Here is a 20,657-nt window from a genome sequence, read left to right as displayed (position 1 = left end):
GGGATCCAGTGCCTGAGGTGAGCGAGCGCGGCAGCCATGAGGCGGCAGCCGCGCTGGTCTTCGGGAATCGACGGGTCTCACGTGCCGAATTCAACGCCCGCGTCGCTACACTGGCCCGGAAACTGATCGCCGCGGGAGTCGGGCCGGAGGTAGCGGTCGCCGTCGCCATGCCGCGCTCGGTAGAACTGCTGGTCTCACTGCATGCGATCGAGGCCGCCGGTGGCCAGTTCGTGCCGCTCGACATCGACGCGCCCGAGGGGCGCACCGAATACATGCTGACCACCGCCGGTGCGGAGCTCGTACTGGTTCTGGAGGGCGAGCTGCCCGCATCGGTCCGCGGCGTCGGCGACGACGTGCGCCTACTCGTGGTGGACTGTGACCGCGAGGTCGATTTCGCGGCGCGCCCGCTGGATGATGACGAGCGGCTCGTGCCGCTACTCCCGGAGAACGCCGCCTACACGCTGTTCACCTCGGGATCGACGGGACGGCCGAAGGGCGTCACGGTCGCCCATCGCGCGATCGTCAACCGTCTCGCCTGGATGCGCGACTGGTCGTCACTGGGAAGCGATGACGTCTTCCTGCAGAAGACCCCGATCACCTTCGATGTGTCCGTTCCCGAACTGTTCCTCCCGATGGCGATCGGGGCGACGCTGGTCATCGCCGAACCCGGACGGCACGGCGATCCGCAGTACCTGTTCGACCTGATCAAGCGTGAGCAAATCACCGTCGTGCACTTCGTCCCGTCCATGGCGGCGGCTTTCCTGGACATCCTCGGCGACCGGATCCAGGAACTCACGTCGGTTCGGATGATCTTCGCCTCGGGTGAGGCACTCCCGCCGACAGTCGCTCAACGCTTGCTCGACGTGTTCCCGCACGCCGAACTGCACAACCTGTACGGACCCACCGAGGCCGCCGTCGAGGTGATCGGACAGCACGTGCGGCGCGGAGACAAGACCGTGCCGATCGGATCACCGGTGCCCGGCACGACGTCGTACGTGCTTGACGACCGGCTGCAGCTGGTGCCGACAGGTGTGCCGGGAGAGCTCTACCTTGGCGGTGTTCAGGTGGCGCGCGGCTATGCCGCACAGCCTGCGTTGACTGCGGAACGGTTCATCGCAGATCCGTTCGGCCAGCCGGGCGAGAGGCTCTACCGGACCGGTGACCTGGTCCGCTGGAACAGGCGCGGAGAAATCGACTACCTCGGCCGCACCGACTTCCAGGTGAAGCTGCGCGGTCAGCGCATCGAACTCGGCGAGATCGAAGCGGCGATCGCCGACGTGCCCGGTGTGGTGCACGCTGCCGCGACGGTGCTTGAGGCTCCGGGTGGCGGGGAATTCCTGGTCGGTTACGCGGCACCGTCGTCAGTCGACCTCGAGCAGGTCAAGGCCGGCGTCGAGACCGCGCTGCCGGAGTACATGCGACCGAGCGTGTGGGTACTGCTCGATGACGTGAAGCTGAACACCGCCGGCAAGCTGGACCGGAAGGCGTTGCCGGCACCCGACTTCGACGTGGCCGAGACGGAGTACGTCGCCCCCGAGACGGACGCCGAACGGATCGTCGCGGAAGTCTTCGCCGACGTCCTCGGCGTGGAGCGGGTGTCGGTCACCGCGAGCTTCTTCGACGCCGGCGGCAACTCGCTCTCGGCGATGCGACTGGTCGCCCGCGCCGGAGAGGCCCTCGGCGTCGAATTCTCCGTGCGGGACATGTTCGATGCCCCGACGGTGCGAGAGCTTGTTGCGGCAGTGGCTGATCGTGCACCGGCGCTGCCACCGGTGACCGCGCTGGTGCCGCGCCCAGAGATGATTCCGCTGTCGTTCGCGCAGCAGCGCATGTGGTTCATCAACCGCCTGGATCCGTCGGCGCCGACGTACAACATTCCGTCCGCGTTCCGGTTGCGTGGCGCGGTGAATCTTGCGGCGCTGCGCCAGGCGGTGTCTGATGTGGTCGCCCGGCATGAAGTGTTGCGGACTGTGTTTCCCGATCGCGAGGGTGTGCCGTACCAGCTGGTCGTCGAGGTCGGTGAAGCGGATAGCCGGCTGGATTGGCGGGTCGTTGAGGCCGCAGAGGAGGTGCTGGCTGAGCTGCAGCGCGGGTTCGATGTGACCGTCGAACTGCCGGTGCGGGTGCGGTTGGTGCTCGAGTCTGCCGATTCGCTGGTGCTTGCCCTGGTGGTGCATCACATCGCCTTCGACGGCCAGTCGTTCGGACCGATGGTGGGCGATCTGCTCACCGCGTATGCGGCGCGCAGCGGTGGTTCGGTACCGGAGTTCGTGCCGCTTCCGGTGCAGTACGCCGATTACTCGGTGTGGCAGCACGAAGTGCTCGGTTCACCCGAGGACCCGGCATCGATCATGGGCCGGCAACTGGCGTACTGGACGGATGCGCTGGCGGGCGTGCCCGATGTGATCGAGTTGCCGACCGATCGGCCGCGTCCTGCGGTGTTCTCCTCGGCCGGTGATCAGGTGCAGTTCGCGATCCCGGCCAAACTCGGTGTGGAGATCGACCGGTTTGCCGCGGCATCGGGTGCGTCCCGGTTCATGGTGCTGCACGCGGTGTTCGCGACGCTGCTCGCCCGGATGTCGGGGGCGAGCGACATCGTGCTCGGCACGCCGATCGATGGTCGTGGCCCGCGTGGGCTGGATGCTCTGGTGGGCATGTTCGTGAACACGCTGGTGCTGCGAACGCAGATCGATCCGGCGGAGTCGTTCGAGGCGTTGATGGCGCGTACGCGTACGGCGGACCTGGATGCGTTCGCCCATGCCGAGGTGCCGTTCGAGTCGATCGTGGATGCGATCGATCCGGTGCGCTCGGAGGCGTTCTCGCCGCTGGTGCAGGTGATTCTGTCGGTCGATCCGCTGGCGCAGGCCTCCGATGAGAGTGTGCCGGTCGGAGAGGTGACCGTGGAGCCGTTCGACGGCGCCGACACCCCGGCCCAGATGGACCTGAACCTCACCATCGCCGGTGCCGACGATGGGGCGTCGGACTGGACGGGTCTGCTGACGTTCGCTACCTCGATTTTCGATCACTCAACGATCGAAAAGTTGGGGGAGCGGTTCGTCCGACTGCTCGAGGGTGTGCTGTCGTCCCCGACCGCTCCGGTCGGCGACCTGACCTTGGTCGACGACGTCGAGTCGGCGACCGTTCGTGCCGAGTCGGTTGGCCCGGTGGAGCCGATCCTGGACGAGACGATCGCCGACGCGGTCGCTACACAGGTGGCGGCCCGCCCGGATGCGCTGGCTTTGGTGGCGGGGGAGCGCGAGTTCTCGTACGGCGAGTTCGGTGCCCGGATCGGCGAGTTGGCGCGGACGCTGATCGTTGCTGGCGTTGGTCCCGAGACTGCCGTCGGTGTGGTGATGGACCGCTCCGCAGAACTCGTGACTTCAGTCCATGCGGTGATGGCCGCCGGTGGCCAGTACGTGCCGATCGCTACCGATTCCCCGGCTGAGCGCGCCGAGTACGTGGCCTCAACCGCTGGCGTTCAGCTCGTACTGGTTGCCAACGGTGCCGAGGTCCCCGAGTTCGTCGCCGGATTGAACGTCCCGGTAATCGAAGTCGATTGCTCGAGCGAGCTCGCTGCCGACGCCAAGCCGTTGGATTCGTCCGAGCGTCTTGTTCCTCTGCGTGCTTCCGATGCCGCCTACACCCTGTTTACCTCGGGTTCGACGGGTCTGCCCAAGGGTGTGACCATCCCGCATGGTGCGGTGCGCAACTTTGTGGCGTGGTTCGACCAGACTGTTCCGGCCGGCGATCAGCGTTTGTTGTTCAAGACTCCGCATACGTTCGATGCGTCGGTGTTGGAGTTGTTCTGGCCGTTGGTGGCGGGCCAGACGATGGTGATCGCTGATGCCGGGGGCGAACGCGATCCGCAGTACCTCGCTGACGTGATGAACGCTGCCGACGTGAGCGTTGTGCAGTTCGTCCCGTCACTGCTGGCTGCGTTCTTGGACATCGTCGGCGATGAGCCGCTGTTGCCGAATCTGCAGGTGTTGTTCTCCGGTGGTGAAGCTTTGCCGCCGGCGGTGGCGAAGGATTTCCGTCGCCGGGTGCCGCAGGCCAAGGTGGTCAACCTATTCGGTCCGACCGAGGCCGCGGTCTACACGATGTCGGCAGTGCTCGATGAGGTCGATCAAGTGGTGCCGATCGGTGCGCCGATGGCGAATACGACTGCGTTCATCTTGGATTCGCGTCTGCATCCGGTTCCTGATGGTGTGGCCGGTGAGTTGTATCTGGGTGGTGTGCAGTCCGCACGCGGGTACGCCTCGCGTCCGGATCTGACCGCCGAACGCTTCATCGCCGATCCGTTCGGTGAAGCCGGTTCGCGTCTCTACCGCACCGGTGACCTGGTGAAGCGCAGCAGCGACTCCGGCGAACTCGAGTACCTGGGTCGCACCGACTTCCAGGTGAAGTTGCGTGGCCAGCGTTTGGAGCTCGGTGAGGTCGAGTCCGCGATCGCCGGGGTCGATGGTGTGGTGCATGCCGCGGCTCGTGTGGTCGAGGGCCCGGCGGGTGATCAGCTGGTCGGTTATGTCGCGCCGGCGTCGGTCGATACCAACGCCATCGCCGTTGAGCTGGCCAAGCAGCTGCCGGAGTACATGGTTCCGACCGCCTGGGTGACTTTGGCCGAGATGCCGTTGAACACGGCGGGCAAGGTGGATCGCCGCTCGCTGCCCGAGCCCGAGTTCGCTGCTGTTGAGTACGTGGCCCCCGAAACTCCGGAGGAAGAGACAGTCGCTGTGGTCTACGCCGACCTTGTCGGCGTCGACCGGGTGTCGGTGACCGAGAGCTTCTTCGATGCCGGCGGTAACTCGCTCGCGGCCATGCGTTTGGTCGCGCGGGTGAGTGACGCACTCGGTGTGCAGGTGTCGGTGCGCGACGTCTTCGACGCTCCCTCGGTGCGCGAACTCGTTGCGGAGGTCGCCGGCCGCGCCCCGGCGTTGCCGCCGGTCACCAAGGCAGATCCGCGTCCGGCGCAGATCCCATTGTCGTTCGCGCAGCAGCGGATGTGGTTCATCAACCGCTTCGATCCGTCGCTGCCGACCTACAACATTCCGGCAGTCATGCGGATTACCGGTGCCCTCGATGTAGCGGCACTGCAGGCGGCATTTGCTGATGTCGTGGCACGTCACGAGGTGCTGCGGACCACGTTCCCCGACGCCGATGGTGCGCCGGTCCAGGTAATCGCGCCCGAGTCTGCAGTCGCTGCGCAGTTGCCGTGGATCGAGGTCGAGTCTGAGGCCGAGTTGGTTGCGGAGGTCTCTGCGGGCTTCGACGTGACCGAGCAGTGGCCGATCCGTGCGGTGATCTGTCCTGTCGGTGCCGACGGGTTCGTGTTCGCTGTGGTCGCACACCACATCGCCACCGACGGTGAGTCGATGGGTCCGTTGGTCGCTGATGTGCTGACCGCGTACGCGGCACGCGCGGCCGGCCAGGAGCCGCCGTTTGCGCCTTTGCCGGTGCAGTTCGCCGACTTCGCGATCTGGCAGCGTGACGTGCTGGGCGCGCCGGATGAGGCGGATTCGGTGCTGGGTCGTCAGTTGTCGTACTGGCGCGATGCGTTGGCGGATCTGCCGGATGTGCTGGAGTTGCCCACGGATCGGCCACGCCCGGCGGTTGCTTCGTATGTGGGTGCTGAAGTCCGGTTCGAGATTCCGGCTCGGGTTTCTGAACGGGTCGCGGCGGTTGCCGGTGCTCATGACGTGACACCGTTCATGGTGGTGCACGGCGCGTTGGCGGTGCTGTTGGCGCGGTTGTCGGCGACGCAAGACATTGCGGTCGCTACGCCGGTTGCCGGTCGTGGGCAGGCCGAGCTGGACGCGCTGGTCGGCATGTTCGTCAATACGCTGGTGTTGCGTACCCAGGTCGATTCGGGTGTGTCGTTCACCGATGTGCTCGCACGTGTGCGTCAGGGCGATCTTGATGCTTTTGCGCATCAGGAGGTGCCGTTCGAGGCCGTCGTTGATGCGATCGATCCGGTGCGCAGTGAGGCCTTCTCGCCGCTGGCACAGGTGATGCTGTCGTTCGATCCGGGTGCCTCGATGCGAGGGATCGAAGCAGACGTGCAGGGTCTGCGGGTCGCTGGTGTGCCTGATCCGTTTGTTCCTGCCCAGGTCGATCTGACCTTCCGGGTGCTGCCCGATGGCGATGGCACCTGGTCGGGTGCGGTCGTCTATGCCACCGATCTGTTTGATGAGTCCACGGCGCGGTCGCTGGCCGATCGATTCGTGGCCTTCCTCGATGAGTTGACCAGCGACCCCGGTTCGGCTGTCGGCGATGTTGCACTGTTGGACCAGTCGGCCCGCGACGAGGTGCTCGCGGTGTCTTCGGGACCGGCGGTCCAGGCGCCTGCGCTGCCGATTGCCGATGCGGTGGCGGCGCAGGTGGCTGCGACTCCGGATGCCGCGGCGTTGGTGTTTGAGGGCCGTGAGGTTTCGTACGCCGAGTTCGGTGCCCGGGTGGCAACGTTGGCGCGTGAACTGATTGCCGCGGGTGTGGGCCCGGACGTCGCTGTTGGTGTGTGCATTGATCGCAGCGTGGAGTTGCTGGTCGCCATTCATGCGATCACCGCTGCCGGTGGCCAGTATGTGCCGGTCGACATCTCGGCGCCGGTTGAGCGTGCCCGGGGTGATGCTCGATACGGCGGGCGCCCAGGTCGTGCTGGTCGCTGCGGGTACCGCGCCGGAACCGGTCGCCGGCTTGGAGTCGCGGGTTATCGCGGTCGACGGAGCCGCTGAGGTTGATCTCTCGGTTGCTGCGGTGACCGATGCTGAGCGCCTCGCGCCGTTGCATGGTGACAGCGCGTTGTACACGTTGTTCACGTCGGGTTCGACGGGCACCCCGAAGGGTGTGACGGTCTCGCATGAGGCGGTGCTGAACCGTCTGGTGTGGATGCGTGACGACTACGGTCTTGCCGCGGATGCTCGGTTCTTGCAGAAGACGCCGTACACGTTCGATGTGTCGGTGTGGGAGTTGTTCTTGCCGCTCCTGATCGGTGCGCCTCTTGTGATTGCTCGTCCGGATGGGCATCGGGATCCGCAGTACTTGGCGTCGGTGATCGCTGAGGAGCAGGTGTCGGTGGTGCACTTTGTGCCGTCGATGCTCTCGGTGTTCCTCGATGTGGTCGGTGACGGTGTCGCGGCGTTGACGTCGTTGACCGAGGTGTTCACGTCGGGTGAAGCTCTGGCGCCGGCGATTGCGCAGGAACTGCTGACGGTGTTGCCGTCCACGGAACTGCATAACCTGTATGGCCCGACCGAGGCCGCGGTCGATGTGACTGCCGTGCAGGTGTTGCCGGGCGATGAGCTCGTCACCATCGGCGTGCGGTCGCCAACACGACCGCTCTGGTTTTGGATGATCGTTCGCAGCCGGTCCCCGATGGTGTGCCGGGCGAGTTGTATTTGGGTGGTGTGCAGATCGCGCGGGGTTACGCTGCTGCGCCCGCGTTGACGGCAGAACGTTTTGTCGCTGATCCATTCGGTGAGCCGGGTTCGCGTCTGTATCGCACTGGTGACCTGGTCAAGCGCCAGGCCGGTGGCGATCTCGAGTACCTGGGTCGTACCGATTTCCAGGTGAAGCTGCGTGGTCAGCGTATCGAGCTTGGTGAGATCGAAGCGGTGATCGCCGGGGCTCCCGGTGTGGTGCATGCCGCAGCAACGGTGGCGCAGGCTTCGACCGGTGGCGAGTTCCTGGTCGGTTACGTCTCACCGGCGTCGGTGGATCTGGATTCGGTGAAGGAGCATGTGGCGGCGGCGTTGCCGGAGTACATGCAGCCGTCGGTGTGGAACCTGATCGACGACGTCGTTTTGAACAGCGCCGGCAAGCTCGACCGTAAGGCATTGCCCGCTCCGGACTTCTCTGCCGCGCAGAGTGAGTACGCCGCTCCGGTTGGCTCGGTGGAAGAGCAGCTGGCGGCCATTGTCGGTGGTCTCCTCGGGATCGATCGAGTGTCGGTCACCGAGTCGTTCTTCGCTCTCGGTGGCGATTCGATCATGTCGATCCGGTTGGCGTCGGCGGCGCGGGCGGCCGGCTGGGAGCTCTCGCCACGAGAGATCTTCGAGAGCCGCACCGTGCGCAAGATGGCCGCACTGGTCACAAATTCCGACCGGGGTGTTCAGGTGCTGGACGAGCTTCCGGGCGGAGGTGTCGGGGAATCTGTCATCAGGCCGATCACATCCTGGATGCTTGAGCACTCATCTCAGCCCTCGGACTTCGCTGATTTCGCACAGTCGATGGTGCTTGTTGCCCCGGCCGGCATGACGCCGGAGGCACTGGCCGACATCCTGGCCGCGATAGTCGCCGCACATCCTATGCTCTCGGCGCGACTGGAGATCGTCGACGAGGCGTGGACCCTCACCGCGGGCACTGAATTCGACGCCGCCGAGTCCGTGCTGTCCGTCCAGTCGACAAACGACAGCGGCACCGAAGAGTTCGGTGCCGACGTCCTGCGCGCCTACACCGAGGCGGTGTCCGGGATGGACCCGGCGGCAGGTCGTCTGCTCCGGGCATGCCTCGTCACCACCGGCGACGACCGGGCCCGGATCGTGCTGGCCATCCATCACCTCGGTGTGGACGCGGTCTCCTGGCCGATCCTGATCGAGGACTTGATCACCGCGTGGGCGCAGCACCGGGAAGGTAAGCCGATCTGCTTGCGAGCTGAAGGCACCTCGCAGCGGGCCTGGGCCGGTGCTGTCGCCGGACTGCGCGAGGAGTTCGAGGAACAATCCGGCTATTGGCTGGAGCGGCTGCCGGAGCTGCCCACCCGACTGGGCAGCCGATTCGATGCAAGCCGGGATCGGGACAAGACCTCGGTCGCACTGGTCCACAACGTCGAGGGTGAGGTAGCCGCCGAATTACTCACGCGATTGCCGGAGGCATTCGGCGGCACCGTCGATGACGTGCTGCTGGGGACCTTCGCCCGCGCGGTTCATGGTTGGCAGCGTTCGCGAGGAATCGATGCCGCCGCCACAGTGTCGGTGCTCGCCGAAGGACACGGCCGCGACGAGCATTTGCTGGATCGTGGCGACGAGCCGCGGCGCGCGGAGCTCTCGCGGACGGTGGGCTGGTTCACCACGCTGGCGCCGCTGAAGTTGGATCCGGCCGCCGACGTCGTGCACGCGATCAAGGCCGCCAAGGAGGAACGCCTCGGCACCCCCGACGGCGGAGCGGGATTCGGGGTGTTGCGGTACCGCGAGAACGGTGAACGCGCGATCGGTGATCTCGGATCGAGGCCGTTGCCGTCCATCCTGTTCAACTATCTTGGGGCGACTGGCGCCGCCGGTGTGGGCGTCGAGACGCCGTTCGCTACCGCCGGTGATGTGCCGCCACTACCGGGCAGCGTTCGAGGTGAGATGACCATGTCGGCCGCGCTCATCATCGATGCGATGAGTGTCGCCAGCGAGGATGGCCGCCGCCTGCAGGTGCGGTTCCGATTCCCGGAAGCCATGCTCCAGGCCGAAGACGTCCAAGGTCTGGCCGATCAGTGGTCGGCGGAGCTCTCCGCCGCGGTGGAAGCAGGCCGGAACCAGATCGGTCTTTCGCCGTCGGACGTGCCGGGCTCGGGCATCACTCAGGAAGAACTCGACCTGATCGCGCTGGACGCTCCGGGGGCGCAGGTCTGGCCCTGACGCCGCTGCAGGCCGGATTGTTCTTCCAGGCCGGCATGGTTCGCGACGACGAGCTGGACGTCTATCACGTGCAGGCGCGTGTGCAATTCGGCGACGTCGATACCGGCCGACTGCAAGCGGCGATGGATACCCTCCTGCAGCACCACGAGGTGCTGCGGTCCAGCTTCCGCCAGATCGAAGCCGGAGTGGTGGCAGTGGTTCCCGACGATGTCGTGGTCCCACTGCGCGAGGCGGACCTCGGAGACCTAGACGACGAAGCTGCGGAAGTGCGCCTGGCAGAGATCGCCGACACCGAGCGTGCGCAACGCTTCGACCTGTCATCCCCGCCACTGTTGCGGGCGATCCTGGTCCGCCACCCCAACGGTGCCGACCTGATCGTCACCTCGCACCATATTCTGTTCGACGGCTGGTCCGGCCCGCTGGTCCTAACAGATCTGCTTGCCGCCTATGCGACGGGTGCGCCCTACACGCCGACACACGAGCACAGCTTCGCCGACCACGCGCGAGCGGTGGCGCGCACCGATGCTGCTGCCGGTATCGCGGCATGGCAGGAGAACCTGGCGGCCGTTGACGGCCCGACCCGGATTGCGCCCACAGGAACCACGGCGATCGATCAAGCTCCGCGCGAGGTCGGCTTCGCATTGGCTGATGACACCTCCGCGAACGTCCTGCGCCTGGCACGGGAATGCGGAGCTACGCTGTCGACGGTGCTGCAGGCGGCCTGGGCCGTGCTGCTGTCCCGTCTGACCGGCAACCGCGTGGTCACTTTCGGCGAAACGGTGTCCGGACGGCCAGCCGATCTCGATGGTGTCGACACCATGGTGGGTTTGTTCATCAACACCCTGCCTGTGGTCGTCGATATCGATCCGTCGGTGACGTTCAGAGAAATGCTCGCGGCGTTGCAGCGTGGCAAGGTCCGGGTGCTCGATCACCATCACATCGGATTGCCGGACCTCGCCCGGATCGCACCGCAGGCGCTCGAATTCGACACCCTGTTCATCCACGAGTCGTACCCGATCGATACCGAGTCAATTTCGGAGGCGGGCTCAGACGGACTGGAGTTGCGCGGGATCTCGATGCGGGATGCCACCCACTATCCCGTCAGCTTCATCACCGAAGAACACGGAGGACGCGTCAGTGGACACCTGAAGTATCTGCCGGATGTCTTCGGCGAAGAGCAGGTGACGGTTTTCGCTGACGCCATCGCGGAGATTCTCCGAGCGGGCGCGGCGGTACCGGACGAGCTCGTGGCCGATCTGCCGCTGCTCGATGCCGAGGAACGTGAACGGGTCCTAGTCGAGTCAATGGGTCCGGCGGTGGAGGTTGCTTCCGGGTCGGTGGCCGATGTGATCGCTGCGCAGGTGGTGCGGACGCCGGAGGCGACGGCGTTGGTGTTCGGTGAGCGTGAAGTTTCGTATGGCGAGTTCGGTGCGCGGGTGAATGTGTTTGCGCGGGAGTTGATTGCTGCGGGTGTGGGGCCTGAGGTTTCGGTGGCTGTGGCGGTGCCGCGGTCGGTGGAGATGATGGTCGCGGTTCATGCGGTGGTTGCTGCTGGTGGCCAGTATGTGCCGGTTGATTTGGGTACTCCGGCTGATCGTGTCGAGTACATGCTGACCACGGCGCAGGCGTCGTTGTTGTTGGTGTCTGATCGTTCGCTGGTCGGTGATGCGTTGGCGGCGGCTGAGGCTGCCGGGGTGCCGGTGCGCGAGGTCGATGCGTCGGTGCCGGTGGAAGCGGACTCTGCTGCAGCGGCTCCGGTGACCGATGGTGATCGGTTGGTGCCGTTGCGGGCTGATTCGGCGGTGTACACGCTGTTTACGTCCGGGTCGACGGGGATGCCTAAGGGTGTGACGTTGACGCATGAGGCGGTGCTGAACCGTTTCTGGTGGGGTTTGGATGAGTTGCCGATCGATGGCAGCGATGTGGTGGTGCAGAAGACGCCGTATACGTTCGATTGTTCGGTGCCGGAGTTGTTTGCGCCGTTGATGGTGGGCGCGTCGCTGGTGGTGCTCAAGCAGGGTGGTCATCTGGAGCCGGTGTATGTGGCCGAGGAGATCGTGCGCACTCAGGCGACGATGGTGCATTTCGTGCCGTCGATGTTGTCGGTGTTCTTGGACGTGGTGCCCCGGGCTCTGCTCGACTCGTTGTCGTCGGTGCGGATCGTGTCGACCACGGGTGAGGCGTTGCCGTCGGCGGTGGCGGCTCCTACGCGTGATGTGTGGCCGGAGGCGTTGTTCTACAACTTGTATGGCCCGACTGAGGCGGCGATCGAGATCACCTATCAGCGGATCGGGCAGGTGTCGGCGGAGGATCCGACGGTGCCGATCGGTGTGCCGGTGTGGAATTCGTCGGCAGTGGTCCTCGACGGTCGCCTGCATCGGGTGCCTGCGGGGGTGCCGGGTGAGTTGTATCTGGGTGGTGTGCAGCTGGCGCGTGGCTATGCGGCGCGCGCTGATCTGACTGCGGAACGTTTTGTGGCCGATCCGCATGGGGCACCGGGGGCGCGGCTATACCGCACCGGTGATTTGGTGCGCAGACTCGGCGACGGCTCTCTGGAGTATTTGGGTCGTACGGATTTCCAGATCAAGTTGCGTGGTCAGCGGATCGAGCTCGGTGAGATCGAAGCCGTTCTTGCCGCGGCGCCGGGCGTGGTGCATACCGCGGTGACGGTCGCGACGTCCCCGGATGGTGGCGAGCATCTGGTCGGCTACGTCTGTGCAGGTCCGGGAGAAACACTCGATCTGGATGCGGTGAAGGCCTCCACCTCCGCAGCGTTGCCGGGGTACATGGTGCCGACGGTGTGGATGGTCGTCGACGATATCGCGCTCAATACGGCGGGCAAGATCGACCGCAAGTCGTTGCCGGCGCCGGAGTTCGGTGCGCTGGAAGCGCAGTACGTGGCCCCGGAGGGGGAGACCGAAGAGGCGCTCGCTCGAGTGTTCGCCGATGTGCTCGGGGTTGAGCGGGTGTCGGCGACCGAGTCGTTCTTCGATGCCGGCGGTAACTCGCTGTCGGCGATGCGGTTGGTGGCGCGGGTATCCGATTCTTTGGGCGTGCAGGTGTCAGTGCGCGATCTTTTCGACTCGCCGACCGTCCGCCAGCTGGCGGCGAGCGCGGCCGGTAGCGCACCGATGTTGCCGCCGGTGACCCCTGTGGTGCCGCGGCCCGAGCAGGTGCCGCTCTCGTTCGCGCAGCACCGCATGTGGCTGCTCAACCAGGCCAATCCGAACTCCTCGACTTACAACATTCCGATGGGCTTGCGCGTCACCGGTCCGCTGGACCTCGACGCACTGCACACGGCGATGGTCGACGTCGTGGTGCGCCACGAAGTCCTGCGGACCACCTTCCCGTCCATCGACGGCAACCCCCGTCAGAAGATCGCGCGGGAATCATCGGTGGCCGCGCGTCTGGACTGGGACGTCGTCGACTCGGCCGACGAGATCCAGGAAGCCCTGACGTCCGGCTTCAACCTCACGCGCCAGACCCCGATCCGCATCCGGGTTCTCGCGGCCGGTCCAGACGAGCACATCGTCGTGGTGGTGGTCCACCACATCGCCTTCGACGGCGAGTCGATGGCACCGTTCGTCACCGACCTGCTCACCGCTTACCTCGCCGAAGCCGACGACCGCGATCCGGAGTTCATCGAACTAACGTACGGATTCGCCGACTACGCACTCTGGCAGCACGAGGTGCTGGGAACTCCGGAGGACCCAGAATCGGTCGTCGGTGGCCAGCTCGACTACTGGAAGACCCAGCTCGCCGGACTACCCGAGCTCGTGGAACTGCCGCTCGACCGGCCGCGACCCGCGGTGGCCTCCCAGCGCGGAGATCTGGTTCCGTTCGTCATCCCCGAGGCCGTCGCCGCCGGAATCCGGGCACTCGCAGACCAGTCCGGAGCGACTCCGTTCATGGTCGTCCACGCGGCGCTCGCCGCACTGCTGGCCCGGATGACAGGACAGCGCGACATCGCGATCGGCACCCCGATCGCCGGACGCGGACAGGCCGGACTCGAGCACCTGGTCGGCATGTTCGTGAACACGCTGGTGCTCCGCACCGGAGTGCCGCGCGGAATCACCTTCGACGAGCTGCTGGCCGAGGCCAAGCGTGCCGATCTCGACGCGTACGTCAACGCCGACGTGCCGTTCGAGACGGTCGTCGAGGAACTCGGCATCGTGCAGTCCACGGCCTTCTCACCGTTCACGCAGGTCTGGCTCACGTTCAACCAGACAGACGTGCCGGAACTGGCCGGAGAGACACTGGCCGGTGCCGAGTTCGGCGGCCTCACCGTCGAGCCGGTCGCGGCGCCGGAGACTCCCGCCAAGATCGATCTTCTCGTCACCGTCGCCGACACCCACGGCGACTGGTCCGGCAACCTGCTCTACGCCACCGACCTCTTCGATCGGCGAAGCATGGACATGGTCGCCGCCTACCTGGTGGCGAGCCTGGAACAGGTGGTGGCCGATCCGTCGCTGCCGATCGCCAGCATCACGCTGCCGGAGAACGTCGCCGAAAGCTCCGCTGCGTCCACGGCCGCGCCGAGCGTCTCCGACGTGCCCGAGGTCAGGAAGGCCCGGACGATCCCGACCGATGGTGCCATCGTGTCCGGCGGCGCGGGCGTCGACCCGGCGCTGCTGAGCGAGCTCTTCGCGCAGGCCGTCGACAAGTGGGGGCCGCGGCAAGCCGTCGTCGATCCCGACGGTTCATACCTGACGTATGCAGACCTAGACGCGCGATCGAATCGGCTTGCGCGCTGGCTCATCAATCAGGGCGTCGGCAGCGAACAGCTGGTGGCCCTCGCGATCGAACGCTCGTCGCAGCTGCTCGTCGCGATCTGGGCGGTCGCGAAGACCGGCGCCGGGTACGTGCCGATCGATCCCACCTATCCTGCCGACCGGGTCACAGCGATGATCGAGGACTCCGGCGCTGCGATCGGCCTCGCCGTCGAAGCATCGGGCGATCTGCCAGCCGGCGGCTTCACCTGGCACCGACTGGACGATGACGCCCTCGCGGCCGAAGTCGACGGCCTCGACGCCGTGCCGCTGACCGAAGCCGACCGTCTCCGTCCCGTCCACGTCGACAACACCGCGTACGTGATCTTCACGTCCGGATCCACGGGCCGTCCCAAGGGCGTGTCGGTGACCCACTCGGGCCTCGCCAATTTCGCGGACGAGGAGGTTCGTCGTTCCGAAGCCGATGAGCGCTCCCGGGTACTCGGATTTGCTTCACCGAGCTTCGACGCGTCCGTCCTGGAATACCTGCTGGCGGCCCGGTCCGGCGGCGTCCTGGTGTACCGGCCGGCCGAGGCGGTCGGTGGGCAGGTGCTGCAAGATTTCATGATGCGTCACGCGGTAACGCACACGTTCCTGACGCCGTCGGTGCTGGCGACCATGGATCCGGCGACGCTCCCGGCGCTGCGGGTGGTCTACGCCGGTGGCGAGGCCGTGCCTCAGGCGCTCAAAGACCAGTGGGCCATGTTCCCGCGGATCCAGAATCTCTACGGCCCGACGGAGACCACCATCGGTGTCGCGATCAGCGAACCGATGCAGGTCGGAGCACCGGTGTACCTCGGCGGCCCGCTCGCGGGCGTCGGTTTCCTGGTGCTCGACGACGAACTGCAGCCGGTACCGGTCGGGGTGCCCGGTGAACTGTACGTATGCGGCGACCAGCTTTCGCGCGGATACCTGGGTGTTCCGGCGCTGACCGCCTCGCGTTTCGTCGCGAACCCGTACGGCATCCCCGGCGACCGCATGTACCGGACCGGCGACGTGGTGCGCTGGCGGACCGGCGACGGCGGCCAGCGGGTCATCGAGTACACCGGCCGCAGCGACGACCAGATCAAGCTGCGCGGTCTGCGTATCGAGCTCGGTGAGATCGAGACGGTCCTGGCAGGTCACCCCGATGTGGTGACCGCGGTGGTGGTGGGCGTCGGTGGATCGGTCGCCACCGCACTCGCCGGCTACGTCGCAGTGCGCAGCGGTGCCCAGGTGGAGCCGGCACAGCTGCGCAGTTTCCTGGCCGAACGCCTGCCGAGCCACATGGTGCCCGCGTCGATCAACGTGCTCGACGAGATGCCGCTGACCCCGGTGGGCAAGCTGGACAAGAACGCACTGCCCGAGCCCGTCGTCGAAGCTGCCGAATACATCGCCCCGGAAGGCGCCGAGGAAGTCGCGATTGCCGAGGTCTTCGCGGAAATCCTCGGGATGGACCAGATCTCGGCCACCGAGTCGTTCTTCGATCTGGGCGGCAACTCACTGTCTGCCATGCGCGTGGTCGGTCGTATCGGCGACGCTCTCGATGTCGAGGTCTCCATCGCCGACGTGTTCGCCGCGCCGAGCGTGCGGGAGCTCGCGTCAGCGTTGGCTGATCGAGGCAGCGCGCTGCCGCCGGTGACGGCGGTGGTGCCGCGTCCGGAGCGGATTCCGTTGTCGTTTGCGCAGCAGCGGATGTGGTTCATCAACCGCCTGGAGCCGGAGGCCCCGACGTACAACATTCCAGTTGTGTTGCGTTTGTCCGGTGATGTGAATGTCGGTGCGTTGCGGTCGTCGGTGGCCGATGTGGTGCGTCGGCATGAGGTGTTGCGGACCACGTTCCCCGATGTCGAGGGTGTCCCGGTTCAGGTGATCGCCCCGGAGTCGTCGGTGGATGCGGATCTGGTGTGGATCGAGGCCGATTCGGTTGAGGCCTTCGGGTCTGCGGTGTCCGCCGGTTTCGACGTCACGATGCAGTGGCCGATTCGCGTGGTGATCTGCCGCGAGGGTGACGACTACTTGTTTGCGGTGGTGGCGCACCATATCGGTGCTGATGGTGAGTCGATGCTGCCGTTGGTCACCGATGTGTTGACCGCCTATGCCGCACGGGCTGCGGGTGGGGTGCCGGTGTTTGCGCCGTTGCCGGTGCAGTTCGCTGATTTCGCGTTGTGGCAGCGCGAGGTTTTGGGTGCGCCCGAGGTGGCGGATTCGGTGCTGGGGCGTCAGTTGGTGTTCTGGCGGGAGGCGCTGGCGGGCTTGCCGGATGTGCTGGAGCTGCCTGCCGATCGTCCGCGTCCGGCGATCGCTTCGCATGTCGGTGGGCAGGTTTCGTTTGTGATTCCGGCGGAGATCGGTGATCGGATCGCGGGGTTGACTGCCGGGTCGGGGTTGACGCCGTTCATGGTGGTGCATGCCGGTTTGTCGGTGCTGCTGGCGCGGTTGTCGGCGACCGGGGATGTTGCGGTGGCGACGCCGATCGCTGGTCGTGGCTCGGAGTCGCTCGATGCGTTGGTGGGCATGTTCGTGAACACTCTGGTGTTGCGTGCCCGGGTCGATTCGTCGATGAGTTTCGCTGAGTTGCTTGATCAGGTGCGGGTGTCGGATCTGGATGCGTTCGCCCATGCCGAGGTGCCGTTCGAGTCGGTGGTCGAGGCGTTGGATCCGGTGCGGTCGGAGGCGTTCTCTCCGCTTGCTCAGGTGATGCTGTCGTTCGATCCGGCGGCGTCGGTGGCGCAGGCGGAAATGGAGATCGCCGGTATCTCGGCACAGGCCCTGGCGGCGCCGGTGGTGCCGGCGCAGGTGGATCTGACGTTCAATGTGTCGTCGGCGGCGGCTGGCCGGGACTGGGCGGGTTCGATTCTGTATGCCACGGATCTGTTCGATGAGGCGACCGTGCAGTCGTTCGCGGATCGGTTGGTGGTGCTGCTGGATGGGGTGACGGCTGATCCGGCTTCTCCGGTCGGTGACGTGGTGTTGCTGAACGCCGGTGAGCGGGAGCGGTTGGCGGGGCTGCCTGCGCCGGTGGTTCCCGTGGGCGCCGAGCGGACGCTGGTGGAGTTGTTCGCCGGGTCGGTGGAGCGTTTCGGTTCGTCGCCGGCGGTATCGGCGTTGGGTGTCACCGTGTCCTACGCGGAGTTGGATGGCCGTTCGGATGCGGTGGCAGCTGGTTTGGTGGCTGCCGGTGTGCGTGCCGGTGATCTGGTCGGTTTGGCGACGGCGCGGTCGGTGGATCTGCCGGTGGCGATTCTGGGTGTGCTCAAGGCGGGCGCGGCGTATCTGCCGTTGGATGTGACCAACCCGGTCGAGCGCTTGTCGTACATCGTGGGTGATGCCGGGGTGTCGGTGGTGCTCACGGACGCTTCCACGCAGGGCCACGAACTGTGGTCAGCAGTCGGCGCCGGTGTTGCTGTCCTCGATGTCGATCGGGTGATCGTCGAGAATGCGGGTGCGAGTTTCACGTCGGTGAGCGTGCCGTCGTCGTCGCGGGCGTATGTGATTTACACGTCGGGTTCGACGGGTCTGCCCAAGGGTGTGGAGGTCACGCACGCTGATGTCGCGGCGTTGATGGCTGCCTGTGCGCAGGACTTCGATTTCCGGCCTGATGACGTGTGGACGATGTTCCACTCGTATGCGTTCGACTTCTCGGTGTGGGAGTTGTGGGGTCCGCTGCTCTCGGGTGCGCGTGTGGTGATCGTGGATCGTGATCTTGCCCGCGATCTGGATGCGTTTGTTCAGTTGCTTGCTGATGAGCAGGTGACGTTCTTGAATCTGACGCCGTCGGCGTTCTATCAGGTGATCGATGCGCGCCGCCGCAACCCGAGTGCCGAGTCGGCGTTGCGGTACATCGTGTTCGGTGGCGAAGAGCTCGCGTTTGATCAGGTGCGTCGTTGGTTTGATGAGAACCCCGATGACCGGGCTCGGCTGGTCAATATGTATGGCATCACCGAGACGACGGTGCATGTGAGCTTCCGCGAGATCGATCGCGGCGATGTGCGTTCGGCGGATCCGTCGTTCATTGGTCGTCCGCTCTCGACGTTGGCGATCCATATTCTGGATGATCGTCTTCGTCCGGTGCCGCAGGGTGTGCCGGGTGAAATGTATGTGGCCGGTGCGCAGTTGGCGCAGGGGTATTTGGCTCGCCCGGATCTGACGGGCACCCGGTTTGTGGCGAATCCGTTCGCTTCGGATGGGTCGCGGTTGTATCGCACGGGTGACCGGGCTCGTCGTGTGGGCGACGATATCGAGTATTTGGGTCGCGCTGATGGTCAGGCGCAGTTGCGTGGTTTCCGTATCGAGTACGGCGAGGTCGAAGCCGCGCTGTTGGCTGCCGATGGGGTGACTGGCGCCGCGGCCACGGTGATCGTTGACAGCCAGCGCGGCGATGCGTTGATCGGCTACGTGGTCGCTGATGCGGGTGTGGAACTTGATGTGCAGGCCATTCGTGAGCAGGCCGGCAAGCATGTGCCCCGGTACATGATTCCGGACCTGGTGATGGTGGTCGATCAGTTGCCGTTGACGGCGAACGGCAAGCTTGATCGTAAGGCTCTGCCGGCACCGGACTTCGGTCGCGTACTCGAGGAGTACGTGGCTCCCGAGGGCGCGGCCGAGGAAGCTCTGGCTGCGGTGTTTGCTGATGTGCTTGGTCTTGATCAGGTGTCGGTGACGGCGTCGTTCTTCGATGCGGGTGGTAACTCGCTCTCGGCGATGCGCGTGGTGGCGCGGGCTGGAGACGCGCTCGGGGTTGAGCTCTCGATCCGGGACCTCTTCGATGCACCGACGGTGCGGGAGTTGGCTGCTGCATCGGTGGGTAAGGCTCCCGCCCTGCCGCCGGTGACCGCCGTCGTGCCGCGTCCCGAACGCATTCCGCTGTCGTTTGCTCAGCAACGCATGTGGTTCATCAACCAGTTCGAACCGGGTACCGCCACCTACAACATCCCCATCGCCATCCGTATCGCCGGGGATCTAGACGTCGGTGCCATGCGTGCCGCAGCTAGCGACGTCGTTCGTCGTCATGAAGTACTGCGGACCGTATTCCCGGCCGTCGAAGGGGAACCCACCCAGCGCATCCTGTCCGCCGACGAGGCGATTGCCGACCTCGATTTGTCCGTCGTCGGCTCGCAAGAAGAACTCTTTGCGGCCGCAGCAGCCGGCTTCGACGTGACTCGGCGTCCGCCGTTGCGGATCCGGCTGTGGGAAGAGACCCCGGGCGAGTGGCTCCTGTTGGCCGTGCTGCACCACATCGTCAGCGACGGCGAATCCGGTATGCCGCTCATCACCGACATGGTGACCGCATACGTTGCGCGAGCCAAGGGTGAAGATCCCGCGTTCACTCCGCTCCCGGTGCAGTTCGCCGACGTGGCCATCTGGCAGCACGCGGTCCTCGGCGATCCGACCAATCAACGATCCATCGCCGGAAAGCAGCTGGCCCACTGGGAGAATGCACTCGCGGGAATCCCGGATGTGTTGGAACTCCCGGCCGACCATCCTCGACCGCCGGTCGCGTCCTATGCGGGCGCTGGATTCGACTTCGAATTGTCGGCCGAGGTCGGTGCCCGTGTCGAACAAGTCGCTCGGGTTCGCGGGGCCAGTGTGTTCATGGTGGTCCACGCCGCTCTCGCGACACTGCTCGCACGACTCTCCGCCAGCGACGACGTCACCATCGCGACGCCGATCGCCGGACGCGGACAGGCGGAGCTCGACGGTCTCATCGGCATGTTCGTGAACACCCTCGTCTTGCGTTCGCAGGTCGACATCGGCGACAGCTTCCTCGGCGTCCTCGACGCAACCCGGGATGTCGACCTGGAGGCCTTCGCTCACGCAGATGTGCCCTTCGAATCCGTCGTCGACAGACTGAACCCCGTCCGGTCGCAGGCTTTTTCGCCGTTGGCCCAGGTCATGCTGTCGGTGAATCACCAGCGGCCACCGAAGCAGGTCGTCGAACTCGACGGTCTGACGGTGGCGCCGCTGGAGGTTCCGATCACCACTGCGCAGATGGACCTGTCGTTTACCGTTCAGGCCCGCGCAGGGGACCCGTGGACGGTGTCCATCGTTTATGCGACAGACCTCTTCGCCGAACCCACTATCGCTAAACTCGCAGAGCGGTTCAGCGCAGTGCTCGACGCGCTGACGCAGTCCCCGAACAAGCCCGTCGCGTTGGCCCCGCTGCTCGATAGCTCCGAGCGGTTGGAGATTGCAGGCTGGACCACAGGTAGCTCGCCGACCGGCGACGCCGACACCCTGACGGGGTTGATCGAGTGACGCAGACGCAGGGTAGAAGGAAGGAGAGTGC

4 protein-coding genes are annotated in these 20,657 nt (G+C 65.8%); all 4 read left to right on the top strand.

The genetic code is table 11. From position 1 onward, the window contains the following. The first annotated feature begins 8 nt into the window (after nucleotides 1–8). Genes MUG78_RS02675 through MUG78_RS02665 form a run of 4 tightly spaced genes read left to right on the top strand, consistent with a single transcriptional unit; the run spans nucleotide 9 to nucleotide 20,626 of the window. A complete protein-coding gene (locus MUG78_RS02675) occupies nucleotides 9–6,731 on the top strand; it encodes a non-ribosomal peptide synthetase (protein ID WP_308221320.1) in 6,723 nt (2,240 codons plus the stop codon). Then, nucleotides 6,625–7,443, top strand: a complete 819-nt coding sequence (locus MUG78_RS18070) for an AMP-binding protein (RefSeq protein WP_281499936.1) — start codon at nucleotides 6,625–6,627, stop codon at nucleotides 7,441–7,443. The genes MUG78_RS02675 and MUG78_RS18070 overlap by 107 nt, the downstream gene beginning before the upstream one ends. Continuing rightward, complete coding sequence (locus MUG78_RS02670) at nucleotides 7,344–9,620, top strand: condensation domain-containing protein (RefSeq protein WP_281499770.1); 2,277 nt, start codon at nucleotides 7,344–7,346, stop codon at nucleotides 9,618–9,620. Before MUG78_RS18070 ends, MUG78_RS02670 begins: the two co-directional genes overlap by 100 nt. Before the next feature lie 35 nt (nucleotides 9,621–9,655). Then, entirely contained in the window at nucleotides 9,656–20,626 is a 10,971-nt protein-coding gene (locus MUG78_RS02665; protein WP_246991950.1) for a non-ribosomal peptide synthetase, read from the top strand. Nucleotides 20,627–20,657 lie beyond the last annotated feature (31 nt).

The organism is Gordonia alkaliphila, assembly GCF_023017165.1.
Classification (GTDB): domain Bacteria; phylum Actinomycetota; class Actinomycetes; order Mycobacteriales; family Mycobacteriaceae; genus Gordonia; species Gordonia alkaliphila.
This window is presented reverse-complemented; position numbering and strand designations above follow the sequence as displayed.

Coding starts and splice junctions, on each gene's coding strand:
- MUG78_RS18070 (WP_281499936.1), top strand. CDS start 6,625: ATGCTCGATACGGCGGGCGCCCAGGTCGTGCTGGTCGCTGCGGGTACC.
- MUG78_RS02665 (WP_246991950.1), top strand. CDS start 9,656: ATGGTTCGCGACGACGAGCTGGACGTCTATCACGTGCAGGCGCGTGTG.